This window comes from Cohnella thailandensis (genome assembly GCF_014212135.1).
Classification (GTDB): domain Bacteria; phylum Bacillota; class Bacilli; order Paenibacillales; family Paenibacillaceae; genus Cohnella; species Cohnella thailandensis.
This window is the reverse complement of record NZ_JACJVQ010000013.1, coordinates 143,364-167,804: the sequence shown is the minus strand read 5'-3', so window position 1 is coordinate 167,804 and position 24,441 is coordinate 143,364. Positions and strand designations below refer to the sequence as shown.

At 56.5% G+C, this 24,441-nt stretch carries 31 protein-coding genes and 1 tRNA gene; 30 read left to right on the top strand and 2 right to left on the bottom strand.

Annotated features, from left to right (window positions below; translation table 11 throughout):
- Window positions 1–26 precede the first annotated feature (26 nt).
- Entirely contained in the window at window positions 27–950 is a 924-nt protein-coding gene (locus H7B67_RS15000; RefSeq protein WP_185120656.1) for a hypothetical protein, read from the bottom strand.
- A 90-nt stretch (window positions 951–1,040) separates the two neighbouring features.
- Between H7B67_RS15000 and H7B67_RS14995 the strand changes: the two genes are divergently transcribed.
- Both H7B67_RS14995 and H7B67_RS14990 read left to right on the top strand, forming a co-directional pair.
- Window positions 1,041–1,640 carry a CPBP family intramembrane glutamic endopeptidase gene (locus H7B67_RS14995; RefSeq protein ID WP_185120655.1) on the top strand — a complete coding sequence of 200 codons (600 nt, stop codon included), beginning with the start codon at window positions 1,041–1,043 and terminating at the stop codon, window positions 1,638–1,640.
- Window positions 1,637–1,951: a hypothetical protein gene (locus H7B67_RS14990; protein WP_185120654.1), complete on the top strand. Its 315-nt coding sequence runs from the start codon at window positions 1,637–1,639 to the stop codon at window positions 1,949–1,951. The genes H7B67_RS14995 and H7B67_RS14990 overlap by 4 nt, the downstream gene beginning before the upstream one ends.
- An 11-nt stretch (window positions 1,952–1,962) precedes the next feature.
- Here H7B67_RS14990 and H7B67_RS14985 read toward each other — a convergent pair whose 3' ends face one another.
- On the bottom strand, window positions 1,963–2,835 hold the full coding sequence (locus tag H7B67_RS14985) for a polysaccharide deacetylase family protein (protein WP_185120653.1): 873 nt from the start codon (window positions 2,833–2,835) through the stop codon (window positions 1,963–1,965).
- A 184-nt stretch (window positions 2,836–3,019) separates the two neighbouring features.
- Between H7B67_RS14985 and H7B67_RS14980 the strand changes: the two genes are divergently transcribed.
- The 28 genes from H7B67_RS14980 to mtrB all read left to right on the top strand — a co-directional run bounded on the left by H7B67_RS14980 (window position 3,020) and on the right by mtrB (window position 24,428).
- Window positions 3,020–3,373, top strand: coding sequence for a hypothetical protein (locus tag H7B67_RS14980; RefSeq protein WP_185120652.1), 354 nt, complete (start codon window positions 3,020–3,022; stop codon window positions 3,371–3,373).
- 220 nt (window positions 3,374–3,593) lie between these two features.
- On the top strand, window positions 3,594–4,196 hold the full coding sequence (locus H7B67_RS14975) for a genetic competence negative regulator (RefSeq protein WP_185120651.1): 603 nt from the start codon (window positions 3,594–3,596) through the stop codon (window positions 4,194–4,196).
- A gap of 167 nt (window positions 4,197–4,363) precedes the next feature.
- Window positions 4,364–5,062 carry a glutamic-type intramembrane protease PrsW gene (gene prsW, locus H7B67_RS14970; RefSeq protein ID WP_185120650.1) on the top strand — a complete coding sequence of 233 codons (699 nt, stop codon included), beginning with the start codon at window positions 4,364–4,366 and terminating at the stop codon, window positions 5,060–5,062.
- 72 nt (window positions 5,063–5,134) lie between these two features.
- Window positions 5,135–5,290: a hypothetical protein gene (locus H7B67_RS14965; protein ID WP_185120649.1), complete on the top strand. Its 156-nt coding sequence runs from the start codon at window positions 5,135–5,137 to the stop codon at window positions 5,288–5,290.
- Between the two features lie 106 nt (window positions 5,291–5,396).
- Window positions 5,397–6,761 carry a germination protein YpeB gene (gene ypeB, locus H7B67_RS14960; RefSeq protein WP_185120648.1) on the top strand — a complete coding sequence of 455 codons (1,365 nt, stop codon included), beginning with the start codon at window positions 5,397–5,399 and terminating at the stop codon, window positions 6,759–6,761.
- A 156-nt stretch (window positions 6,762–6,917) separates the two neighbouring features.
- A complete protein-coding gene (locus tag H7B67_RS14955) occupies window positions 6,918–7,571 on the top strand; it encodes a flagellar brake domain-containing protein (protein ID WP_185120647.1) in 654 nt (217 codons plus the stop codon).
- 6 nt (window positions 7,572–7,577) lie between these two features.
- The gene (locus tag H7B67_RS14950) at window positions 7,578–7,781 is read left to right on the top strand and encodes a hypothetical protein (RefSeq protein WP_185120646.1); all 204 of its coding nucleotides are present in this window, start codon (window positions 7,578–7,580) and stop codon (window positions 7,779–7,781) included.
- A 117-nt stretch (window positions 7,782–7,898) separates the two neighbouring features.
- Complete coding sequence (gene cmk / locus H7B67_RS14945) at window positions 7,899–8,603, top strand: (d)CMP kinase (protein WP_185120645.1); 705 nt, start codon at window positions 7,899–7,901, stop codon at window positions 8,601–8,603.
- A gap of 3 nt (window positions 8,604–8,606) precedes the next feature.
- Window positions 8,607–9,203 carry a lysophospholipid acyltransferase family protein gene (locus H7B67_RS14940; protein ID WP_185120644.1) on the top strand — a complete coding sequence of 199 codons (597 nt, stop codon included), beginning with the start codon at window positions 8,607–8,609 and terminating at the stop codon, window positions 9,201–9,203.
- A gap of 160 nt (window positions 9,204–9,363) precedes the next feature.
- A complete protein-coding gene (rpsA, locus tag H7B67_RS14935) occupies window positions 9,364–10,593 on the top strand; it encodes a 30S ribosomal protein S1 (protein WP_185120643.1) in 1,230 nt (409 codons plus the stop codon).
- A 211-nt stretch (window positions 10,594–10,804) separates the two neighbouring features.
- On the top strand, window positions 10,805–11,422 hold the full coding sequence (locus H7B67_RS14930; protein ID WP_185120642.1) for a hypothetical protein: 618 nt from the start codon (window positions 10,805–10,807) through the stop codon (window positions 11,420–11,422).
- Window positions 11,419–12,339, top strand: a complete 921-nt coding sequence (locus tag H7B67_RS14925; RefSeq protein ID WP_185120641.1) for a YIEGIA family protein — start codon at window positions 11,419–11,421, stop codon at window positions 12,337–12,339. Before H7B67_RS14930 ends, H7B67_RS14925 begins: the two co-directional genes overlap by 4 nt.
- Window positions 12,332–12,511, top strand: coding sequence for a capping complex subunit for YIEGIA (locus H7B67_RS14920; protein WP_185120640.1), 180 nt, complete (start codon window positions 12,332–12,334; stop codon window positions 12,509–12,511). The genes H7B67_RS14925 and H7B67_RS14920 overlap by 8 nt, the downstream gene beginning before the upstream one ends.
- A 78-nt stretch (window positions 12,512–12,589) precedes the next feature.
- Window positions 12,590–13,912 carry a ribosome biogenesis GTPase Der gene (der, locus tag H7B67_RS14915; protein ID WP_185120639.1) on the top strand — a complete coding sequence of 441 codons (1,323 nt, stop codon included), beginning with the start codon at window positions 12,590–12,592 and terminating at the stop codon, window positions 13,910–13,912.
- Between the two features lie 13 nt (window positions 13,913–13,925).
- Window positions 13,926–14,543, top strand: coding sequence for a glycerol-3-phosphate 1-O-acyltransferase PlsY (plsY, locus tag H7B67_RS14910; protein WP_185120638.1), 618 nt, complete (start codon window positions 13,926–13,928; stop codon window positions 14,541–14,543).
- Window positions 14,533–15,555 (top strand): NAD(P)H-dependent glycerol-3-phosphate dehydrogenase, encoded by a 1,023-nt coding sequence (locus H7B67_RS14905; RefSeq protein ID WP_185120637.1) that lies wholly within the window; start codon window positions 14,533–14,535, stop codon window positions 15,553–15,555. The genes plsY and H7B67_RS14905 overlap by 11 nt, the downstream gene beginning before the upstream one ends.
- A gap of 88 nt (window positions 15,556–15,643) precedes the next feature.
- Entirely contained in the window at window positions 15,644–15,919 is a 276-nt protein-coding gene (locus tag H7B67_RS14900; RefSeq protein ID WP_185120636.1) for a stage VI sporulation protein F, read from the top strand.
- 143 nt (window positions 15,920–16,062) lie between these two features.
- Window positions 16,063–16,233 (top strand): DUF2768 family protein, encoded by a 171-nt coding sequence (locus H7B67_RS14895; RefSeq protein WP_425353898.1) that lies wholly within the window; start codon window positions 16,063–16,065, stop codon window positions 16,231–16,233.
- A gap of 27 nt (window positions 16,234–16,260) precedes the next feature.
- Entirely contained in the window at window positions 16,261–16,554 is a 294-nt protein-coding gene (locus H7B67_RS14890; protein ID WP_185120634.1) for a 2Fe-2S iron-sulfur cluster-binding protein, read from the top strand.
- A gap of 28 nt (window positions 16,555–16,582) precedes the next feature.
- Window positions 16,583–16,954 carry a 2Fe-2S iron-sulfur cluster-binding protein gene (locus H7B67_RS14885; protein ID WP_185120633.1) on the top strand — a complete coding sequence of 124 codons (372 nt, stop codon included), beginning with the start codon at window positions 16,583–16,585 and terminating at the stop codon, window positions 16,952–16,954.
- A gap of 24 nt (window positions 16,955–16,978) precedes the next feature.
- Complete coding sequence (locus H7B67_RS14880; protein WP_185120632.1) at window positions 16,979–17,740, top strand: hypothetical protein; 762 nt, start codon at window positions 16,979–16,981, stop codon at window positions 17,738–17,740.
- Window positions 17,741–17,993: 253 nt separating this feature from the next.
- A complete protein-coding gene (spoIVA, locus tag H7B67_RS14875; RefSeq protein ID WP_185120631.1) occupies window positions 17,994–19,472 on the top strand; it encodes a stage IV sporulation protein A in 1,479 nt (492 codons plus the stop codon).
- A 271-nt stretch (window positions 19,473–19,743) separates the two neighbouring features.
- Entirely contained in the window at window positions 19,744–20,895 is a 1,152-nt protein-coding gene (locus H7B67_RS14870) for a sugar ABC transporter substrate-binding protein (RefSeq protein WP_185120630.1), read from the top strand.
- Between the two features lie 103 nt (window positions 20,896–20,998).
- Window positions 20,999–22,513 carry a sugar ABC transporter ATP-binding protein gene (locus H7B67_RS14865; protein ID WP_245363628.1) on the top strand — a complete coding sequence of 505 codons (1,515 nt, stop codon included), beginning with the start codon at window positions 20,999–21,001 and terminating at the stop codon, window positions 22,511–22,513.
- An 8-nt stretch (window positions 22,514–22,521) separates the two neighbouring features.
- Window positions 22,522–23,496: an ABC transporter permease gene (locus H7B67_RS14860; RefSeq protein WP_185120857.1), complete on the top strand. Its 975-nt coding sequence runs from the start codon at window positions 22,522–22,524 to the stop codon at window positions 23,494–23,496.
- 121 nt (window positions 23,497–23,617) lie between these two features.
- The gene (locus tag H7B67_RS14855) at window positions 23,618–23,890 is read left to right on the top strand and encodes an HU family DNA-binding protein (protein WP_185120629.1); all 273 of its coding nucleotides are present in this window, start codon (window positions 23,618–23,620) and stop codon (window positions 23,888–23,890) included.
- 84 nt (window positions 23,891–23,974) lie between these two features.
- Window positions 23,975–24,051, top strand: a tRNA-Pro gene (locus H7B67_RS14850).
- A gap of 149 nt (window positions 24,052–24,200) precedes the next feature.
- Entirely contained in the window at window positions 24,201–24,428 is a 228-nt protein-coding gene (gene mtrB / locus H7B67_RS14845) for a trp RNA-binding attenuation protein MtrB (RefSeq protein ID WP_185120628.1), read from the top strand.
- Window positions 24,429–24,441: the final 13 nt, after the last annotated feature.

Genomic DNA, 24,441 nt, shown 5'->3' with positions numbered 1-24,441 from the left:
ACATTGCTTTTGTCGTCTATGTCCATTTACTTGTCGGGAGAGAAGAAGGGGAGCTGAGGCAGCATCTGGCTCCCGTAGAACCGGCTCTTGAGCTGCAGGAAATCCCCGTCGCGGACGGCGTCCGTCCGGGTAAGGATATCGGCGACGGAGCCCATCGTCTTGAGCTTCATCGTCTCGGCTTGCCCGGAGGCGAGGAAGCTGTCGATCCGGGCGGTCAGATCCTGAGGGAGGAAGCTCTCCGACAACGCCTGCTCCTGCAAATACTTCGCGGACAGGAGATTCTTGGAGATAAGAGGGAGAGTCTTCCACTTGGACAGCTCTACCAGCGTCTCGTACTCCGCATCGTACGGAACCGTCATATCCACGATCGCGGCCCATTTGGCCATGGCGTTATAATATTCGGTTTGTCCCTCGAGAGCCATGTTGACCGCCTCCTTATAGAAGGCGTCCTTCCTAATCTGGCCGAGGAGGATGGAGCCCGTTCCTTCGTTCGCGCTGGCGGCGAAAGACGAGAGGCTGTTCGTATAAAGCTTCAGGCTCTTCAGGTAACTGTCCTGGGCCTCCTGAAGCAGAGGGGAAACGGGAGGTATGTATGCGATCTTCGCCGATTCGTATTGAGCGTTGGCGAGCTTTACCAGCTCTTTAATAGAGGAGGATCTGTCCGCGGATTCGACCGACAGCCACTTCTGCTCGGCGCTTTGCCATTCGCTCATGAATTCCCGATAAGGCAAAAATACGGTATGATAGAAGGAAACCAAATCTTGAAGCGAATAAGCGTTCGGGGAAGTTTCCGCGCCGGCCGTTGCCGGTTTCTCCTCCTGCGCTTGAGCCGATTCCGCCCGTTCGGTGCCGACTTTAACGCCGTAGAAGAAAGCTCCTACCGCTACGACGAGCATAAAAAGAAATCCTAATACGAATAAAATATCGGTGCGAGCTAGGCGTTTGTCCATCGGTAACTCCTCTTAACTGTCATTTAGTAGGTTTAGGCTGGGATTGAACAGGCAGTGCAAACAACAAATCACGGAACGAACTGAGGGAACATGAAAAAATTCAACATCCGCAACGTCAAGGTTCGCAAGGTCGATATCGGACAGCTTGACGATCGTCTCTTGCTGATCAATTTGTATTTGACGCAACTGATTACTTTCATTATCGGCTTCTTATGGGTGATTTTTCAGGGCAGAAGCGTCATAAATTTGTTTCGCTTTAACGATTCCCTCGATTTTCTTTATTGGGGCGCCGGTTTGGCGGCGCTGATCGTCTTGTTTGAAATCGCCGTCTCCAGATGGGTGCCCGAGCAAGCGATGGATGACGGCGGCGTGAACGAGAAAATGTTCAAAAAGCGGCCGATCTGGCACATCGTCGTCATCTGCCTGATCGTCAGCATCTGCGAGGAGCTTCTGTTCCGCGGAGCGATCCAATACGCTGTCGGCGCTTATTGGACAAGCATTCTCTTCGCCGCCATCCACGTCCGCTACTTGAAGCACTGGATCCCCACGGGAATGGTGTTCGGCATCAGCTACTCGCTCGGATGGATTCAAGAGCATACGGGTACGATATGGGCTCCGATCGCGGCCCACTTCGCGTTCGATCTCATCATGGGACTGATCATCCGCTTCCGGAAGGAGGCCGAACGATGAGCCCGAACGATCGTACGAACGCTTGGGAGCGTTACGTCGCGGCGAAGCAGCGAGCATTCGCGGAAGAAGAATCCGCCGCGGCCGAGGAGCCTCGGACTCTCGAGGAGCTGGAAGAAGCCATCGCCAAAGCGGCGGAGTTCTCCGGCATTCCGGAGACGGGAATGCCGCCTCGTTCGACGGTTCACCCGTCGAGCAGCGGCTCCTGGAGCCGGTGGTTCTACCGCGCGCTGGTGGCGATATTCTTCTGCCTGGTGGCCGGCCTCATCTGGTGGGGCAATCAGAACCATGGCGGAACCCCGGGCAATTCCTGATCCGGCGGAGATCAGGGCTGCGCCGCAACGTCGATCAAAGCCGGGTCGACGAAGGAGTATCCCTTGTCCTCCAAAGCCGACAGTATGCTGTCCAGAGCTTCTGCCGTCCAAGGAAGCTCGTGCATCAGGATATTGCTTCCGGAATGCAGCTGGTCGGTTATGTTCGTAAGGATCGCCGCCGTTTTATCCTTGATTTTGTCTCCCGTCATCTCCCAATCCAGCGAGCCGTTCGACCAGGTCATGTAGAGGAGGCCGTATTCCGCCGCGATCCGATGGGCATCCTCGTTGCCGGAACCGTGGGGCGGACGGAAAAAGACGGGAGAGGATCCGGTAATCTCCTTCACCAAATCTTGAACGTCTCCGATCTGCTTCCGGATCGTATCGGCCGATTCCTTGCCCAATTGAATGTGATCCCAGGAATGATTGCCGATGGTCTGGCCGCGATTCGCGATCTCTTCCAGCAACTCGGGATGCTCTTTGACCCGATAGCCGTTCACGAAGAAGATGGCTTTCGCCCGATGCTTATCTAGCGTATCCAGTATAGGATCCAGCGTTTCCGATTTTTTGGGACCGTCGTCGAAGGTGAGAAGGACGACCTTGCGGTCCGTTTTCTCCTTGTCGATAGGGACGATGTCGTAGTTCTTGTTCATCCGGTATAAGGGAGCGAGCTTCTCCGGGGTTTCGGACGCTTCGGCCGCCTCCGACGGAGCTTCTTGCGAAGGTGCCGGCGAGACGGAAGGGGACGGGCTCGGGGAGCCGGAAGCCGCGATCGTCGGAGAGGCGTTCGCCGGCGGAACGGCAGGTTCGGGAGAATCGGACTGGCCGCAAGCGGTCAAGGACATAAGCAGAATCGGGATCGTGGCAGCGGCGGTTAGGCGGCGCATGTAGCATCTTGCTCCTTATGTATAGGTATTGGGCTAATCTATGCTGATCATAGCATAACCGCATCGCCGTCACACTGGTACGTCTTCCTTAATTTGTTGGGGGATGACCGGAGCGTTAAGGGCCAAACTACTGCTTGAAGGCAATATGGATTTTGAATCTTTGCCACGAGCAGGAGGCGTAAGGATGAAGACGACGACATTCTTGATGGGCGCGCTGGCGGGAGCGGCCGTCGTAATGATTGCCAGGCGCAATCGGATGGTTAGCGCCGCGGCGGGCATGGTCGGAGAGCGGATGAAGAGCAGATGGAACGGAATGAAGGAAGATACGATCGGCCGCATCGTCGGAGGAAGATTCGGAAGCAGCGACAAGATCGGCCATCGCGAATCGTCCGGTTACTCGAGCCGATCCCCGGATCGGAAGCATTCGTCCGATAACGGCGCGGGCTTGTCCCAAGTCGCCCATCTGGCCGCTCAAGATTCGGGCGTTAAAGAGAGCATCAACGAAATTCTCGAACAGAGCGGCGAGCACCGGATCTAACTCCCCCACTTATGGGGGAGCCCCCGGGTAACCACAAAAATCGGCATCCATTCCTTCCCAAATAGGAAGACGGGTGCCGATTTTTTCATTTCGTTGGTTTTCCCTAGTGCATTTCATATGGAGAAGTGATAAAATGCTTTAAAAGCAAAAAACACTCACACATTATATGCCACGTCATACGCTGATATCACCCATCGTGTGCAGAAGGGAGGATCCTGTCATGAGGATGGAGCGGCTTAGCCAAGACAAGATTAGGATTTTCCTTACCTTTGACGATTTGACAGAGCGCGGAATTCAAAAAGAAGATATGTGGCGGGAAATTCCGAAGGTTCACGAGCTGTTTAGCGAGATGATGGATCAAGCATACAGCGAATTGGGGTTCGACGCTTCGGGACCGCTTGCGGTCGAAGTCTTCGCCATGCCCGCTCAAGGCATGGTTGTCATCGTCACTAGAGGCAAGATCGATAAAGACGCGGATTCGTCCTCGGATGACGAGCTGGACGAAGAAGTGTACGAAATGGAAGTAACGCTCGAACAGAGCGAAGCCATCATATATCGTTTTCGCGACATTGAAGACGCCATCGGCGCGGCTAAGATGCTGAACAATCGCTTGACGGATGAGGGCCGAATGTACCGGTACCAGAACCAGTGGATTCTATGCTTCGATCCGGCCAGCCTCGAGAGCAGCGGCTATCATGCGCTGATCGCCGTGCTGGCGGAATACGGGGAAGCCACTTCGGTCACTCCTGCCGTTCTTGAGGAGTACGGCAAGCTGATCATCGCATCCAACGCGGTTAAAGTGCTCGCGGAGAGCTTTAGTTGAGCAACATAGGATCGTACGACGCGAACAGATCGCCCAGCGCGCGCAAGCCGCTGCCGCGATTTGTTCGTTTTTTGTTCACTATCGATTGCAGGAACTTGGTTCCATGGGGGTGTCGGGAACGCCAAGCCGTTGTATAATGGATTATGAGAAAGGGGGGAGGGCGCAGGGTGCTACTCTTTTCAGTGCTCGCGGCGGCCATCGCTCCTGGGATCGCCTTGCTTGCTTACTTTTATTGGAAGGACCGCTACGACGCCGAGCCCTTGCACGTCGTCATCAAGCTGTTCCTGGCCGGCGTGCTGATCGTATTGCCCGTCATGATCATACAACGAGGGCTGCTGCTGTGGATCGGAGACGAATCGCCGGTAGCTTTCTCGTTTATCACTTCGGCGGGGGTAGAAGAATTCGTCAAGTGGTTCGTGCTGTACCACATCATATACAACCATACGGAATTCGACGAGCCTTATGACGGCATCGTGTACGCGACGGCGGTGTCGCTGGGCTTCGCGACCGTCGAGAACGTCCTGTACGCCTTTACGGAGCCGGTAACCTTCGGAATGCTGCTGGCGAGGGCGCTGCTCCCCGTATCCGGGCATGCTTTGTTCGGCGTCTTCATGGGATATTCCCTTGGCAAGGCGAAATTTTCCGCCGGACGAGCGGTGAAGCTTCATCTCGCGCTTGCCTTGCTGACGCCGCTTTTCGCGCACGGATTGTACGATTACCTCATGCAAACCATCCCATCGGAATGGCTTTGGGTGATGGTTCCGTTTATGTTCCTGCTCTGGCTGCGAGGCATCCGGAGCGTCAATCACGCGAATGCGAGATCGCCCTTCCGCTGGGTCAAACGGGAAGAAGAGATTAAATTTTGACCGACGTGCCTATACTTCCAAGTAAGCAGGCTCGCCTTGGCGGCGAAGCGGATTACGGTTGGAGGGAAAAGGATGTCGTCGTTGAGGGTCAAAGTGACGATACGCTGCAATTGGTGCGGAGAGAAGTTCGTCCTTAGAGGGCGAAGGGATCGCGGCCGCATCGATACGGGGTTTAAGATGTGCGTATGCAGCAACATGGACGATTTCGCGATCGAAGAGAAAGCATAGCCTTGCGCAAGCTTACGGCGAAGTCGTATTTGCTTGCATAAAGTCGGCCTCCTCATCCCACACTAACGCCGAACGGCAGTATGGGAATGAAAGGGGTCGGCTTTTCATGTATGCGCGACTAAGCTCGGTTTTGTTTCCAATCGCAACGATTTTGTTGGTCGGTTCCCTGATTTGGGGTTACCAGGAGCATCAGGAGAAAAACTCGGTTCTGATCAAGGCGGAGAATCAGTATCAGCGTGCGTTCCACGATTTAACGAACCACATGAACCGCCTGCAGGATGAGCTGGGCCAGACTCTCGCCGTCAATTCCGTTTCCCAAGCCGCTCAGCGCAAGGGATTGGTCAAGGTGTGGAGATTGACTAGCCAAGCCCAGAACGAGGTCAATCAGCTGCCGCTGGCGCTGCTTCCGTTCAACCAGGCCAGCGACTTTCTGTCCCGAATCTCGGACTTCGCTTATTCCGCTTCGGTGCGGGACTTGACCAAACAGCCGTTGTCGGACGACGAGTTGAAGACGATGAAGTCTCTCTACGCCAAAGCGACGGACATCAACAAGGATCTGGGCAAGGTGGAAGACGCCGTGATGAGCGATCACCTCCGCTGGATGGATGTCGAGGTGGCGATGGCGAGCAAGGACGAGCCGGGAGGCAATACGATCATCGACGGCTTCAAGGCGGTCGATAAGAAGATCGGCTCCTACCCGGAGAACGACTGGGGACCTTCCTCCATGTCGACGAAGAGCCGGAAGTCGGTTCAGATGCTGACCGGGCCCGATGTATCGGCGGAGGAAGTCAAGCAAAAAGCGCTCTCTTTCCTCGGAACCCGGACGTTCTCCGGCAACGAGGCGGAGGTCAAGGTCACCGAGAACGGCGCGGCGACCCAGATGCCGATCTACTCCGTATCGATCAACGGCCATAACGGGGATCGGATCGAGATGGATTATACCCGCAAGGGCGGAGAGCTGCTCTGGTATATGAATCCTCGGACCGTGACTACGCGCAAGCTGGACTTGGCCGCGACGAGAGACAAAGCTTCGCAATTTCTTCTGCGTCACGGTTATAAGGACATGACGCCGGTGACTTACGATCAATACGACCATGTGTCGGTGTTTACTTTCGTCCGGCAGCAGGATAACGTTCGCATCTACCCGGACAAAGTCACCGTCCGGATCGCCATGGACAACGGGGAAGCGGTCGGCCTGCAGGCGAAGGATCACGTGTTCGCAGAGAAGACGGTTAAGCTTCCGGCTCCGAAGATCAGCAAGCAGGAAGCCGAGAAGGTTCTGAATCCGAATTTCAAGGTTCAAGGCCACAGCCTGTCGCTCATAGAGAACGAAATGAAAAAACAGGTGCTGTGCCATGAATTCGTCGGCAAGATCGACGGTTCCCGATATCGCATGTACATCAATGCCGATACGGGCGTCGAGGAGACGATCGAGAAGATTCCGGAGTCGGCCAAAGCGCTTCTTCAGTGACCGGATAAAGGATAAGAACGGCTGCCTCCGCCGCTTGCCAAGCGCGAGGCGGCTTTTTCTTCAGCCGATATGCCTATCTTCGGATTCGCATGGTATAATTGGTCGAAAACAGTGCGGTTTCGCACTGATTATGCCGTGCGAGTTGGAGGGTTCCGGGTGCTTCCGAAAGTGAATCAAACCATGTTCTTGCAATTAGCAAGCGAATCCGGCCAGGATCAGGCGCCCACCTATCGATCCAGAATAGCGGATTTAAACGCGGAGTCGGTCTTCATCGAAATTCCGATGGACGAGCAGACCAAGCGATATTACCGAACCCATGCGGGAGAGAGATTGATAGCGAATTATTTTACCGCCGACGGCGTCAAACATCAATTCCATACCGTCGTCAAGGGCATAAGAAAAGACATCGTTAACCTCGTGGAAATCCAAATGCCCCAGCCGGACGAAATTACGAAGGAGCAGCGGCGCAGCTTTCTCCGGGTGGAGACGGAGCTGGAGATCGCCGTGCGGATCGGGGAGAAAACCCGGTTCGTCGCCTTGACGGAGGATGTCGGCGGCGGCGGCGTATCGTTCCGGTGCGAGCGCAAGTGGCCGATCGTCAAAGGAATGAAGCTGAATTGCTGGCTGCTCATTCCGTTCCGGGCGAATACCGTGACCCACGCCCAATTCGTCGGAGAGGTCGTACGGGTCAACGAGGTTGAACCCAACCATTACGTGGTCATGATGAAATTCGACGAGATTCAAGACTCCGAGCAGCAGAAGGTCATTCGCTACTGCTTCGAGAGACAAATCGACATGCGCAGGGATTGATGAATAATGAGAACCGGCCCAAAGGCTAGCGGATGGAACGGAAGCTGGATGGATAAAGCGGAAAGATGGCTGATCAAAGCGGCGGCCGCGCTGGCGATTCTCCTTATTGTCGCGCAGATCGCCTTGCACTTCCCTTTCTTCAGGCATCATCTGACGAATATGGATGAATGGGAAGGGATCCCGTATGTTTCTAGCGCGGGCGTCCGCTGATTCTGCTTGATTTTGCATTCGCAGGGCGGGCTGTGGTATAATTTTCTCATCCGCGGCAGGCAGCGCCTGCCTGCTTTTTTCTTAACGGTAGTTGATTAGGAGGCTCTTTTCTTACAGATGGATGTTCAGTCGAGTCACCGAATCAATATTGCGATCGACGGGCCTGCCGGAGCGGGCAAGAGCACCGTAGCCCGTCTAGTCGCTAACGCGCTTCAGTATGTTTATGTCGATACGGGAGCGATGTACCGGGCTGTCACCGCGATAGCCTTGGAACGCGGATTGTCTTCGGACAATGCACCGGAGATCGGAAGATTGGCGAACGAGCTCGAGATCGAGCTTCTCCCCGGAGAAGACGGACAGAGAGTCCTGGCGGACGGCGAAGACGTCACCGGACGGCTCCGGTCGCTCGAGGTCAATCGCAACGTCTCGGCGGTAGCGGCGATTGAATCGGTTCGCCGGAAGATGGCGGATCTTCAGAGACGCATGGCCGATGCCAAAGGCGTCGTCATGGATGGAAGGGATATCGGAACTCATGTGCTTCCGAATGCCGAGCTTAAAGTGTTTCTCACGGCTTCCCCCCGCGAACGGGCGGAGCGGAGATACAAGGAGCTGGGGGACAACCCGGGCATAACGCTAGACCAGCTGAAGCTCGATATCGCCGAGCGGGACCGGAAGGATCAAGAACGGGAGTTTGCGCCGCTCTTGCAAGCTCCGGATGCCAGATATCTCGATTCGACGGGAAGGTCTATCGATGAGATCGCGGACCAGATCGTGGAATGGGGACGATCGGCGGTAAGAACCATTTCGGCGAGGGAGAAGTAAATTATGCTATATGGGTTTGCTAGGGTATTGCTTCACGCCTTTTTCAAGGCGGCGTTTCGATTCGAAGCGAGAGGCGTCTCCAACATCCCTGCAGAGGGTGCGGCGGTGCTGTGCAGCAATCATTTAAGCGTACTCGATCCGATCACGATAGGCATTGCGGTCCCTCGCAAGGTGCATTACATGGCGAAGGAAGAATTGTTCCGAATTCCCGGCTTCGGATCTCTTATCCGAGCGGTAGGCGCGTTTCCGGTGAAGCGAGGCGGAGTCAGCAAGGAAGCCATCAAGACGGCGATAACTCTTCTTCGCGAAGGCAAGGTCATGGGGATCTTCCCCGAAGGCACCCGCAAGGGAGAGCGAATCGAAGGAGTGGCGATGGGCAAGCGCGGAGCCGTCAGCATGGCGGTCAGAGCGGGAGCGACCGTCGTTCCGGTAGCTATCGTCGGGGATTATCGTTGGTTTCGCAAGATGGTGACCGTTTACGGAGCGCCGCTGGACCTCTCTCCTTACCTGGTGAAGGGCGAGGAAGACCTGGATGCCGCCACCGACGAGCTGATGTCGAGGATTCGAGAGATGATACGTACCGGTCAGCCTACGGGTTGATCCAGACGTACGCATGCCATGAATGATTTATCCGGATTTCCATCATACTACAGGTATTATTTGGATCGATCGTAAGTCGCAAGTCGTATTTGAGCGATTTAAACGCCGCCTTTCGAAGCGGGTTTAAATAAAGTTGGGGTAGAACTGAGGAGGTATTTTCATGTCTGAAGAAATCAATGTTCAGGAATCGGCTTCCGAAGCGGTAAGCCAGGATGCGCTTGAGAATGTCGTATCCATCAAGAAGGGCGACACCGTGAAGGGTACGATCGTCAAGATCGATGATGACAAGGCGTTCGTAAGCCTTGGATATAAATACGACGGCGTCATTCCGCTTCGCGAACTGTCTTCCGTAAACCTGGAAAGCGCTTCGGATGCCGTTCAAGTCGGCCAAGAAGTAGAAGCGAAGGTTGTCAGCATCAACGACGAGAAGGAGAGCCTCGTCCTCTCCAAGCGTCAAATCGACAGCACCCGCGCTTGGGACGATCTGCAAGCCAAATTCGACAACGGCGAAGCGTTCGAAGTAACGGTTGCCGACGTCGTGAAGGGCGGCCTCGTCGCCGACGTTGGCGTTCGCGGCTTTATCCCGGCATCCATGGTAGAGCGTCATTTCGTGGAAGACTTCTCCGGCTACAAGGGACGCACGCTTCGCGTCAAGGTTAAGGAGATCGATCGCGAGAACAACAAGGTCATCCTGTCCCAGAAGGAAGTTCTGGAGGCGGAATACGAAGCCCAGAAGCAACAAATCATGGCGAGCCTCGAGCCGGGCCAAATCATCGAAGGAACGGTTCAACGTCTGACTCCGTTCGGCGCTTTCGTCGATATCGGCGGAATCGACGGCCTCGTTCACGTGTCCGAGATCGCTTGGTCGCACGTCGCCCATCCGGCAGACGTCGTCTCCGAAGGTCAAAGCGTAAAGGTTAAAGTCCTTAAGGTCGATCCTTCGATCGGCAAGATCAGCCTTAGCATCAAGGCGGCTCAGCCGGGCCCTTGGGAGACGGCTGCCGGCCAATTCCAGACGGGCGAGATCGTAACGGGCGTCGTTAAGCGTCTCGTAAGCTTCGGTGCGTTCGTCGAGATCGCTCCGGGCGTCGAAGGCCTTGTTCATATCTCCCAAATCGCTCATCGCCACATCGCGACTCCGTTCGAAGTCCTCAAGGAAGGCCAAGAAGTGAAGGCCAAGATTTTGGATTTCAACCCGGCGGAGAAGCGCGTGTCCCTCTCCATCAAGGAGACGGAAGAAGCTCCTCCTCGCGAAGAGAGAGAGCCTCGCGGCGATCGCGCACCGCGCGGCCCGCGCGCACCTCGCGAGAACGTGGACCTGCCTCCTACGGAATCGATGAGCTTCACGCTTGGCGAGAAGTTCGGTGACAAGCTGAGCAAGTTCAAATAAGATATCGCTTGGGAAAAAGCCTCCGGAAGCCGTTGCTTCCGGAGGCTTTTTTCATGCATCGGAAATTATTCGAAGCGATTCCCTGTGGATGAGGGGATTTGTTTCGTTTGCGGAGCGAAGGAAGGGCATGGAATCTCCCGTTAAAGGCGAATACTAATGTCGCAACCGGCGCCCGCGCCGAAGACGTTTCGAACGGGGAGAGGAACTTTACGTGCAGCCCGGCTTAATCAGTATCGTCATATGGTTGGCGGTCGTCATTCTATGGTGGAGCGGATGGCGCAAGGAGCTGTCCGCCGGCCTGCCGGAGTGGGGAGTGACGCTGTTCCTTGTCTTATGGCCTTTCTCGTATGCCCGAACGTATTCCCTGGGAGCTCTTGGGGAACTGAATCTCGGATTGGTTCTTATCGTACTGGCCGCCCTGCTCGCTTCCTTGACGTTGCCCAAGATTCGCCGCTGGACTTCGCTTGCGGCAGGACTGCTGATCGGATCGATCTCCTTGTTCATGAGCAAGCTGACGCTGGTGATCCCTTCTTTGCTGGCGGCTAACCCGCGCTGGTACTTGGCCGGGTTGATCGGAATCATCGCCGTTATGCTTCTTCGCTGCCCGCTGGAGCAATGGCTCGCCATTACCGCCGGACTTGCTCTCTCATCGTTCGCGGACGCATGGCTTCGGACCGAACCTCGAGGCATTTCCTTGCTCGGCGATTCCGAATGGATGGCGGGCTGGTGGCTTGCGGTCGGATGCTCGAGAAGCCTGTCCTACTTGATGCAGCGAGTCGGGGCGGTCTGGAGCCGATTAAACTTACGCAAAGGAGGAGAGCGCACATGAACGCGTTTTGGGTGTTCAATCATTCGGATCTGACGGGTGTAGTCATGGGTACGGTAGTCGGCGCGGCTTCCCGGTTTCTTATGCTGAAAAGCGATTACCGTCAATATCCCGCCTACCCGCACGGCAAGATCATCCATTTGGCGTTAGGCACGATAGCCGCGGCGCTCGGCTCCGTCGCCGTTCCGGCGCTTCTGAAGAAGGATTTCACGGCAATCACTTTTCTCGGAATGGCGGCCCAGCAATTCCGGGACGTGCGGAATATGGAGCGGAACACGCTAAGCGCCATCGATAAGCAAGAGCTCGTGCCGCGGGGAACGACCTACATAGAAGGGACGGCCGTCGTGTTCGAAGGCCGAAATTACTTGTCCATCCTGGCGGCCTTCTTGACGAGCATGGGCGTCTCTTTATTCGGATGGATAGTCGGACTCGCGATCGGGATCGTCTGCCTGGGAGTCGTGCTTCGGTTTCGGAAGGGGAAGACGATCAAGGACGTGGCGTTGATCGAATTCGCGCCTGTTCGGGTAGAAGGTCCCGATGCCTATGTCGGAGACATTTACATGATGAACGTAGGGCTTCCGGAGAACCAGGAGATTATCCGGAGAATCGGGATGGGCTTCGTGCTGTCGCCGCGAAGCGACGACGCGAAGGTGACCCTCACGAATCTCGGGCAGAGACAAGCGATTCTTCACGATGTCTCCGTTCGGTTGGGCGTGTATCGGGATGACGGAGAACCGGCTTTGCTGCCGCTCGCGAAGCTGGATCTTGAATCCGGCAAGCTGGGGATTTTACTGCTCCCGAGGGAGCATGACCGAGAGGTCGCGCTTCGAGCGGTCAGCAATGTCCCTCTGCTCGAGGCGGCCGTGCGAATGCCGACCGAAGCGAATTATCGCAAGGAAGGGATGCTTCCGGATGGCTAAGATAATCGCGGTCGTGACCGTCAAACCGGACAAGGTGAAGGGAGGGCTTCCCGCATTTCTGACGGCGGATGAAGGGGAAATGACGCATATCGCCAAGCTTCTGGAGAAGATATTGGATGCGGCGGCTCATCGCCTCGGCGACGACTTGTTTATCATCGTGGATCGTCATTGAAGAACCGTTAGCCATTCCAAGCATTTTTTGTTATGATGAAGGTTGTTACTATGATGCTGTTAATTGAGGAGTGAAACCATGGCAAGACCCGTAATCGCCATCGTGGGGAGGCCGAACGTCGGCAAATCCACGATTTTTAACCGGATCATCGGCGACCGGCTAGCCATCGTGGAGGACAAGCCCGGGGTGACCCGGGACCGTATCTATGGAACCGGAGAATGGAACGGCGTCGCATTCAGCGTCATCGATACCGGCGGTATCGAGATTGACGGGGAAGACGGAATGCTTCGTCTTATCCGCATGCAAGCAGAGCTTGCGATCGAAGAAGCGGATGTCATCGTTTTCATGGTAGATGCCAAAGCCGGAGTGACGAATTCGGACGAAGAAGTGGCTCAAATTCTTTTCCGTTCGGGGAAACCCGTCGTCGTTGCGGTCAACAAAGTGGATAACCTTCAACGGATGGACGATATTTATGAGTTTTACAGCTTAGGCTTCGGCGACCCCGTCGCCCTCTCGGGCTCGCACGGGATCGGGATCGGAGATTTGCTGGACGCGGCCGTGAAGCTGCTTCCCGTCAAGGAAGATCAGGTATACGACGACGACGTGATCAAGGTTGCGCTTATCGGCAGGCCGAACGTAGGGAAGTCGTCTCTGGTGAACGCCATCCTGGGGGAAGACCGCGTCATCGTGAGCGAAGTGGCCGGCACGACCCGGGACGCGATCGATACTCCGTTCGAGAAGGACGGCCAGAAGTACGTGCTGATCGATACGGCGGGGATGCGCAAGCGCGGCAAGGTGTACGAGACGACCGAGAAGTACAGCGTCATGCGTTCGATGAAGGCGATCGAACGTGCGGACGTCGCCCTCGTCGTGATCAACGGGGAAGAGGGAATCATCGAGCAGGATAAGCATATCGCCGGCTACGCTCACGAGCTCGGGAAGGCGTCTATCTTCGTCGTGAACAAGTGGGACGCCGTCGAGAAGGACGAGAAGACGATGCAGAACTTCACGAACTCGATCCGCGATCACTTCCTGTTCATGTCCTACGCGCCGATCGTGTTCCTGTCCGCGAAGACGAAGCAGCGGCTGCAAAAGCTGTTCCCGGTCATCAACCGCGTCGCGGAGCAGCATGCGATGCGAATTCCGACGCACGTGCTGAACGATATCGTGTCGGATGCGGTAGCCGTTACGCCTCCGCCTACGGATAAGGGCAGAAGGCTGCGCATCAATTACGTTACCCAGGTCGCGGTGAAGCCGCCGACCCTGCTCGTATTCGTGAACGATCCGGAATTGATGCACTTCTCGTACGAGCGTTTTCTTGAAAATAAGATCAGGGCTGCGTTCGACTTCGAGGGGACGCCGCTGAGGCTCTTTACTCGGCGCAAGTCCGACCAAGAATAGGAGAGACCCATCCGTGACCGCTTCAATCATCGCGATCGCGATCAGCTATTTGCTTGGATCCGTATCCTTCAGCATCCTTATTGCCCGTTGGCTTATGAAGATCGACATTCGGCATCACGGAAGCGGCAATGCGGGCGCGACCAATACGCTGCGCGTTCTCGGCAAGGGACCGGGCATCGCCGTCTTCCTGCTCGACATCGCCAAAGGCGTCGTCGCCGTGCTTCTCGGCGTTTGGCTCGGCGGCGATTCCGATTGGGTGCCCGTCTTATGCGGGCTAGCCGCGATCGCGGGACATAACTGGCCGATCTACTTCCGTTTCAAAGGAGGCAAGGGAATCGCCACGACGGTAGGAGTCATGGCGACTCTCTCCTTCGTTCCCGTTCTCATCGCCGGCCTTATCGCCATCCTTATCATCGCCATTACGAGATACGTGTCCCTCGGTTCGATGCTGCTCGTCGTCCTGGTGCCGATCATTCTCGCGATCGGCGGATGGAGCGCTCCTTACATCTGGGGCGCGGTCATTATCGCCGTGCTTGCCATCGCGAGACATCGCAAGAATATCGTCAAGCTCCTGAACGGTACCGAGAACAAGCTTGGCAGCGGCAAGAAAGGTGAACCTCATGGCGCGTAAATCCGTAACCGTGCTCGTGGCGGGGAGCTGGGGCACCGCTCTGGCGAGAGTCCTCGCCGATAACGGCCACGCCGTTACTCTCTGGACCCGCAACGAAGCCCAAGCGAAGGAGATTAACGAGCAGCGGCGCAATTCCCGGTTCCTCAAGGAAGCCGAGCTTCCGGAGGGGATCACGGCCGTAACGGATATGGAAGCGGCCGTATCGGGCGCGGACGCCGTCGTCTTCGTGTCTCCATCCTCCGCAACGAGGGAGGTGGCGCGAGCGGCACGTCCTTATCTTCGCCGCGACGCGCTTATCGTCCATGCGACCAAAGGCTTCGAGACCGACACGCTGAAACGAATGTCCGTCGTGCTCTCGGAAGAGCTGAACCGCCCGACCGAAGAGATCGTCGATCTGTCCGGCCCAAGCCACGCGGAGGAGGTCATCGATCGCCATCCGACGACGGTCGTCGTCGCGTCGAGCCGCCTCGATCGCGCGGAAGCGGCTCAGGATCTGTTCATGAACGACTCTTATTTCCGCGTCTATACGAACTCCGATATTATCGGCGTAGAAACGGCGGGAGCCATCAAGAACATCATCGCTCTCGGCGCGGGATTGTCCGACGGGCTAGGCTTCGGCGATAATGCCAAAGCCGCGCTGATCACGCGCGGTCTTGCCGAGATCGCTCGGCTCGGCAATGCGATGGGAGCGAGTCCGCTGACGTTCGCCGGATTGGCCGGCGTCGGCGACCTTATCGTGACCTGCACGAGCCGGCACAGCCGGAACTGGAGAGCCGGTTCCATGCTGGCTCAAGGCCTTGCGCTCGAAGAGGTTCTCGAGAAGATGGGGATGGTCGTCGAGGGCGTTCGCACGACGAAGGCGGCGCAGCGCCTATCCGAGATCCATTCCGTCGAGATGCCGATTACGCAGCAGCTGTACAAGGTGCTTTTCGAAGGCAAATCTCCTTCCGAAGCGGTCGGCGCGCTCATGGGCCGGGTCCGCACGCACGAGAACGAGAATCTAAACTTATAGAAGCACAGTTGTCCCGCAAGTTGACAGCCTACACCGTTTGCCCCTCCGCTTCATAGGATACATGGCAGGATTCCGGAGGAGGGCGAACATGGACAAGAAATTTTCCAAGGATATTCTTGGCGCGGTCAATAAGAAAACGGGCAAAACGATATCCGAAAACTCGATCAAAAAAATCGCGGGGAACGTGACGCCGACCACGCTGCAAAGCGAAACGCAGCTTCGCCAATTGATCAAGCAGGTATCGACGATGGCGGGGGTGCCCGTTACCGAGGATACGGTAAAAGAGATTGTCGGAGCCGTCAAAAAAAGCGGAATGAACATCGACAGCCTAGAAAGCTTGATGAAGATGATGATGAAGAAGTGATGCGCTGCGCCGAGCCGCATTATCCACCTCGTCGACGGGAATCGTCGACGGGGTTTTCTTTTATTCGGTTAGCGAAAATGGTATAATATTCAGGATTTTTATAAGGGTGGCGCAGAAGGGGTAGAGTCGCGAGTATGGATCCGATGATGAAAATGTGGGTCTCGTTTGTCGGGATCGGCTTGATGGTATTGGCAGCGGTAGTCGTCATGTTCGCCAGGGCGAAGACAAAGGGCATCCTTCGATTTATCCTGTCGTTTATCGCATTTATGTTCCTGCTATCCGGCATGCTCTGCGGATTTATAGCCATCGTATAGGTTGCGAACGATTCGGGGGAGACACATATGTTTACGTTAACCGGAAGAACCCTGACCGCCTCCGTGGAACCGCGCACCGGCGTCAGCCTGCTGCAGCTGGCCAAGGACGCGAAGATCGACTGGCAGTTCAATTGTTCGAGAGGAACGTGCGCCAGGTGCCGCTGCATCGTGACGGAAGGAGCGGAATTGCTGGCGGAGGTAACCGATGCCGAGTGGGATCGGTTAGGCGACGACGAGCTGGAGCAAGGCTACCGTCTTGGCTGTCAAGCGGTCGTGGAGCGCGCGGGGAAGCTGACGGCGAGAAATAAAACGTATTTCTAATACCGTCAAGACAGAGGAGGCGGAGCGGATGTCTCACGCAGGGGGGCATGCGAGAACGTGCAAGGTCACTTTCCTGCCGGACAACCGCACGGTAACGGTTCGTTCGGGCGTCACTCTGCTGGAGGCCTCGCGCCGGGCGAACGCGGCGTTGCGAACCCGCTGCGGAGGAGTCGCCGGCTGTCTCATGTGCAAGGTAAGCGCGGATGCGGAAGCGCTTTTACGTCTGAATGATCCGACCGAGCCGGAGCGGCGCAAGCTCGGACCGCAACTGGACGAAGGGATAAGGCTGGGCTGCCAGGCCAGGGTTCGCGGCGACGTCGTCGTGACCGTGCCCGAGGATCCGCTGAAGGCGGCGATCCGGCGGAAGCTTGCGGAGCAGGCGGAAGAAGAATTATGGTGAAATAAATTCGGAGGGAAAACCGAAATGGAATGGAAGAGGATCTTCAAGGCTAGAACCGGCAGAAGGGCGGCATCCGCAGCCATTCTGACGGCGGCGGCCCTGACGCTATCCGGCTGCTTGTATCCGGAGGAGCAGACGCCCGGCGACAGCTCGTCCGCCAGACAAGCCGTTCTGATCGTGCAGGACGCCGTGAAGCAATACCAGGAGGGAACCGGACTGTTGCCGATCGTGAGCGCGGACGAGACGGTTCCGAAGTACGAGAAGTTCAAGATCGATCTGGCCAAGCTGAAGAGAATGAATTACTTGGGCAGCATTCCCAAGGTCGCGTTCGAGAACGGCGGGAAGGATCAATTCCTGCTGATCAACGAGGAGACGAATCCGGAGGTGAAGCTTCTGGATATCGTAATCTATCAACAGGCGGCCGACATCCAGAAGAAGGTCGACGCCTATATGGACTCCCATGGCGGGGACATCCCGGCCGGCGAAGAGCGCTATCCCGGATTCTGGGCGCTCGATTCGGGCGAGCTCGGCGCTAAGCTGGACGAATCGCAAAGCATGTATTCCGGGCAAAGCCTGGAATATATGGTGGACGAGCAAGGCGAGGTCTACCTGGATTACGCTCTCGATATCGCGACAGCCATCGACAAGGCGGGCAAGTCTCCCGCGGCGGATGAGGATCTTCGGGAGTATCTCGTATCCGAATCCTATTACGTGCCGGTTAAGTCGCCGGAATACCGCTGGAAGGACGAGCAGCCGCTTGCCGTTTCCTCATCAATAGCTTCATGAATAGAACCGCTCTTCTCCTAGGGGAAGGGCGGTTATTTTATTGTCGCGGCCGACATAGGACGGAGAAAAGGCTCATATGCTCTTGGGGTATGGAGGCGCGCGGAAGGGTAGGAACAATCTCTAACATAATTATCAGGCTGCGTCATAATCCGTCCATTCGGTCATAGAATGATAGCAGTCCAAGTTCGTGTACGAGTTCCGTCGCGCTGACGGACCACGCAGGCTTCGCGATTACGAAGGGGAGGGAATCTCATTGGAAAAAGTGGACATTTTCAAGGATATCGCCGAACGCACGGGCGGCGATATCTACCTCGGGGTCGTCGGCGCCGTCCGGACGGGCAAATCGACCTTTATCAAGCGGTTCGTCGAAACCGTCGTGCTGCCGAACATCGCTCATGAATCCGACCGGATACGCGCGATCGACGAGCTTCCGCAAAGCGCGGCCGGCAAGACGATCATGACGACGGAACCGAAGTTCGTACCGAATAACGCGGTTCAAATCAAGGTGGCGGAAGGGCTCGAAGTCAACGTCCGTCTCGTCGACTGCGTCGGTTATGCCGTCGAAGGCGCCAAAGGCTACGAGGACGAGAACGGTCCCCGCATGATCACTACGCCGTGGTTCGAGGACGCCATTCCGTTCCAGGAAGCGGCGGAGATCGGAACGCGGAAGGTTATACAGGAGCATTCCACGCTGGGCGTCGTGGTGACGACGGACGGCACGATCGCGGAAATTCCGCGAAGCGCCTATGTAGAAGCCGAAGAGAGAGTCGTTCAGGAGCTGAAGGAGGTCGGCAAGCCGTTCGTTCTTATCGTCAACTCGACGCGCCCCCGCAGCGACGAGACGTTGGCGCTCCGCAGCGAACTTGCCGCCAAGTACGACATTCCCGTCATCACGCTGAGCGTAGCGACGATGGGGGAAGAAGAAGTCATGAGCGTGCTGCGCGAGGTGCTCTACGAGTTCCCCGTGCACGAAGTCAATGTCAATCTTCCGAGCTGGGTCATGGTGCTGAACGAACGCCATTGGCTGCGTTCCAGCTATGAAAATTCCGTTCGGGACACGGTAAAGGATATTCGCAGGCTGAGAGACGTCGATCGCATCGTGTCCAACTTCCTGGAGTACGAATTCATCGCGAAGGCCGGGCTAAGCGGCATGAACATGGGGCAAGGAGTCGCCGAGATCGACTTGTACGCCCCGGATGAGCTGTACGACCGGATCCTGCAGGAAGTCGTCGGGACGGAGATCCGCGGGAAGGATCATCTGCTGCAGCTGATGCAGGAATTCGCCCATGCCAAGCGCGAGTACGACCGGTTCGCCGAGGCGCTCGAGATGGTCAAGACGACCGGGTACGGAGTCGCCGCGCCTTCTCTTACCGAGATGGTGCTCGACGAGCCCGAGCTTATCCGCCAAGGCTCCCGATTCGGGGTTCGCCTCAAAGCGACCGCTCCGTCCATTCATATGATCCGGGTGGACGTCGAATCCGAATTCGCCCCGATCATCGGCACGGAGAAGCAGAGCGAGGAGCTCGTCCGCTACCTGATGCAGGATTTCGAGAAGGACCCGATCAAGATCTGGGAATCCGATATTTTCGGACGCTCTCTCCATTCGATCGTAAGGGAAGGCATCCAAGGCAAGATCGCGATGATGCCGGACAACGCCCGATACAAGCTTCAAGAAACGCTCGGCCGCATCATCAACGAAGGCTCGGGCGGACTTATCGCCATTATCCTCTAACAGTCTGTATAAAGAGCGGTTTCGGATCGTTTCCGAAGCCGTTTTTTATTTATTGAGTCTATGACTCGCCCGTGCGGCTCTATTGTCCGGTAGGTTTTTTTTTGCGAGAAAAACGACAAAACAATTGTGAATTCGACAAGAATATCCTACAATGTACTCTGGCAAACCAATTCATCTAAAATCTACAAATCCAATTGACATAGTGGGTAATGGAGGTTATATTTACTCTATATTCATTTTGACAAGCACTATTATATAGGAGGCAAGAGAAATGGTTAAACAGAGAAAATGGGGCGTCTGGTTCGCGCTTGCGATGGTATTGGTGCTCGCGCTGACCGCATGCGGCAACAACAACGGCGGCAACAATAACGGAACGGCCAGCGAATCGGCATCGCCGTCGGCCTCCGCGCCGGCTTCCGAATCCGCTTCTCCCGAAGCTTCCGGCGATTCTTCGATCGAAGCGCTGAAGGGCAAGAAGATCGCGCTCGTCATGCAGTTCAACACGGGTACGTTCTCCGCGCAATACATCGACGGCGTCAAGAAGCAAGTCGAGAAGTTCGGCGGCGAAGTGACGGTGTTCGCTTCCGAGAACGACCTGAGCAAGATGGCGTCCAACCTGGACGCGGCCGTCAACCAGAAGTTCGACGGCATCCTGATCGACCACGGCAACAACGGCGCCCTGGCCGCAGGCGTAGAGAAGGCTAAGGCTGCCGGCATTCCGGTAGTGGCATTCGACGCCGCGCTCGGAATCGAAGGCGTGACGGACCTGTCGCAGAACGACCAGAAGATGGCGGAACAAACGCTCGAGCAGCTGGCTAAGGATGCCGGCGGCAAGGGCAACATCGTTAAGGTATGGGTAGCCGGCTTCGCTCCGATGGAACGACGCCAAGAATCCTACGCCGCATTCCAAGCGAAGTATCCGGACATCAAGGAGATCACTTCCTTCGGCGATGCGAGCAACCCGCAGCTGGATGCGCAAACGAAGATGGAAGCTATCCTGAAGCAATATCCCGAGAAGGGCAGCATCACGGCCGTATGGGCGGCATGGGATGAGTTCGCGAAGGGAGCGGCCAACGCGATCAAGCAAGCGGGCCGCGACGAAATCAAGGTTTACGGCATCGACATGAGCGACGAGGACCTGGCGATGATCCAAGATCCGACGAGCCCATGGATCGCCTCCGCGGCGGTCGACCCGACGACGATCGGAACGGTTCACGTTCGTTACCTGTACCAGGCTCTGCACGGCGATACGATCGAACCGACCGTACAGATCGACTCCGTCTACGTTAGCCGCGACGCGCTTCCGACGGACAAGCAAGTCACGACGGCCGACCTGTCCCAGTACGTGGAAGGCTGGGGCGAGAGCGACCAAGGCAACACCGATTACCTGAAAGAGCTTGAGGCAGCTGTCGGAGCGAAGTAAGAAGCAACACCGAAACCGACGGCTGGGGCACGGCGCGGGCAATATAGCCGCGCCGTTTCCTGCTGTCTATAGCAATCTGCCAATAAGGGAAGTGATCTAGCGTATGGATAAAGGGATCTTGCTCGAGATGTCGGGGATCGGCAAATCGTTCTCCGGGGTCAAGGCTTTGCACGATGCCAGATTTACGGTCGAAGCGGGGGAAATTCATGCACTGCTCGGGGCGAACGGCGCCGGCAAAAGCACCTTGATGAAGATTCTGTCCGGGGCCTATGAAGCGGACGAAGGAACGATACGGATCGAAGGCCGAGAGCTGATCCTGCGTTCCCCCGCAGATGCCAAGGCGGCAGGAATCCACTGCGTCTATCAGGAGGTCGATACCTCGCTGGTGGCGCATCTGTCGGTCGCGGAGAATATCTTCCTCGATCGGATGATGACGGCCAAGCAGCGCGCTTGGCTGAAATGGCGCGATCTCTACGCGGAAGCGGAGAAGCTCCTCGCGGATCTAGGCTTGAACGTGCCGGTCCGCAAGAAGGTGGCGGACTTGACGCTTGCCGAGAAGCAGCTGGTGCTCATCGCGCGCGTGATGGTCGAAGAAGCGAAGATCGTCATTTTCGACGAGCCTACCGCTCCGCTTAGCTTGGAAGAAACCGATCAGCTGTTCCGCATCATGGACAAGCTGAAGAAGGCCGGCATCGGGCTCGTATTTATCTCGCACCGTCTGCACGAAGTGTTCCAGATCTGCGACCGCGCGACGGTCATGCGGGACGGACGGATGATCCTGACGGAGCCGACTTCGAAGATCGACACGTCCGATATCATCCATGCGATGCTAGGCCGCAGCCTCGACGACGAGTACCCGAAGCAAGAGGTTCCGATCGGAGAGGTCGTTCTATCCGCCCGCGATCTTACGCTGGGCAACCGGGTAAGGGGAGTCGACTTGGAGGTGCGGCGCGGAGAGATCGTGGCCGTCGTCGGTCTTGTCGGCGCGGGCAAGACGGAGCTCTCCCGTCTCCTGTTCGGAGCCGACGAGGCGGAACGGGGAACGGTGCGGATCGCGGGCAAGCAAGCCGATCTCAGAGCGCCTGCCGGAGCCGTCGAGTCGGGTATCGTGCTCGTTCCCGAGGAACGCCGGAAGGAAGGCATCCTCGTGAAGGAATCGGTGCTGCATAATCTGAGTCTTCCGATCCTCGGCCAATTGAGCAAGTGGGGAGTCCTGTCGGGATCCAAGGAGAAATCGAACGCCATCGGCGTCATCGGCCGGCTAGGGATCAAGACGTCCTCCGCGGGCCAGCTGACCGGATTCTTGAGCGGCGGCAATCAGCAGAAGGTCGCGATCGGCAAATGGCTGAACACGGGCGCCGAAGTGTTCGTGCTCGACGAGCCGACCAAGGGAGTCGATATCGGGGCGAAACGGGATATTTTCACCATTATCGGAGAGCTGGCGGCACAGGGGAAGGGCATTCTGTACTTGACTTGCGAGTTCGCCGAGGCTCTGGGGCTGGCCGACCGCATTCTCGTCATGTGCGACGGACGGATCGTCAAACAATTCCTTCGCGGCGAAGCCACGCAGGAGAATCTGTTATACTACGCGAGCGCAGGTCAGGAGGAATTAGCTTGAACAAATTGATGCAATTCACCTACAAGTACGGGGCTCTGATTTTTATCGGGGTCGTGCTCTTGTTCTTTTCGTTATACAATGAATACTTTTTCACTTACGGCAACCTGACGGATATTCTGCGTTCCATCTCCATCGTGACCTTCGTGGCGATCGGCGTGACGATCTCGCTTACGGTCGACGGCTTCGACTTGTCCGTGGGAGCGACCGTGTCGCTGACGACCGTCGTGACCGCCACGATGATGGTTTGGTTCGAGATGCCGCTCGTCGTCACGATTATCGTTCCGTTGCTCGTAGGCGCCCTGGTCGGCCTCTTGAATTCGTTCCTCATCGTCAAGGTCCGCATTCCGGACATGATCGCGACGCTGGCGATGATGTACATCATCAACGGGATTCACAAGACGTATACGAAGGGGTACGCGATCTACAGCAACATGCAGATGTCCGACGGGACGAAAGCTCCCGGCGTCATGGAGAAGGATTTCCTGTGGATCGGGCAAGGCAAGCTCCTCGGCGTTCCGTTCCCCGTTATCCTGATGCTTATCGCGGTAATCGGAGCTCATCTGTTCTTCAAGTACACCCGTTGGGGCCGTCAGATGATCATGACCGGCGGCAACGAGGAGGCGGCTCGCCTGTCGGGTCTCCGCGTGAAACGGGTCCGCATGTACGCCTATATCGCTTCCGGCGTCATGGCGGCGATCGGCGGCATCCTGTTCGCGGCGCGCGTAGGCTCCGGGCAGATCGACGCGGGCTCTCCGCTCCTGATGGAGGCGGTGGCGGCCGTATTCGTCGGCTATTCCGTGCTCGGAGCGGGACGTCCGAATATCGTCGGAACGTTCGTCGGCGCCGTTCTGACCGGCGTTCTCATTAACGGATTGACGATGCTGCACGTGCAATACTACGTGAACGATATCGTCAAGGGCGGCGTTCTCGTTCTGGCGCTAGCCGTTACCTTCATGAACAGCCACCGCAAAAAAACGGCCTGAATCCGCCTTGCGGAGCGGGAATGCCCATCTCCGCTTGAAACCGCGAGCCGTCTCTGTGTATAATTTCTGGTGAAACGGATAAACAGTTAACAAGCTAGTTTCCGCCTAGGAGGTGAATGTCATGAACAAGACTGAACTGATCACCAAAGTATCCGAATTGACGGATCTGTCCAAGAAGGATGCGACCCAAGCGGTTGATGCCGTCTTTGACGTTATTTCCGAAGCTCTTCAGAACGGAGACAAGGTCCAACTCGTAGGCTTCGGCAACTTTGAAGTTAGAGAGCGCTCCGCGCGCAAAGGCCGCAATCCTCAAACCGGCGTAGAGATCGAGATTCCGGCAGGCAAGATTCCGGCGTTCAAGCCGGGCAAGGCTCTTAAGGAAGGCATTAAATAAAATCGGATATTTGCTTAGTATTGTGAGGATTCAAGGATTGCGCTGCTCTCCGGCCCTGTGCTATAATGGCTCTCGAACCTGTTTCGGGGTATAGCGCAGCCTGGTAGCGCGCATCCTTGGGGTGGATGAGGCCGTGGGTTCGAATCCCGCTACTCCGACCATTACATAAGCATAGCGGACCTGTTCGCAGGCCGTTCCCGAGAGAAGGGGCTGTTCCATTAAGGTTATAGAACCTTTGGGGCAGCCCTTTCGATTGACATGACGCGGCATCTTCCTTCATAGTGGAGATTACAGAGGAGGTGGACGAGCAATGGATACCATGCCGTCTGGCGGGGAATATATCGTCATCAAAGCGAAGGACAACGGAGTGAACGTGATCGGACTCACCCGCGGCCACGATACTCGCTTTCATCATACGGAGAAGCTGGATCGCGGCGAAGTGATGATCGCCCAGTTCACCGATCACACCTCGGCTATCAAAATCAGAGGCAAGGCTACTATTTTAACGAAGTACGGCACGATCGAAACGGACGATTGACCGGTGACGCGGT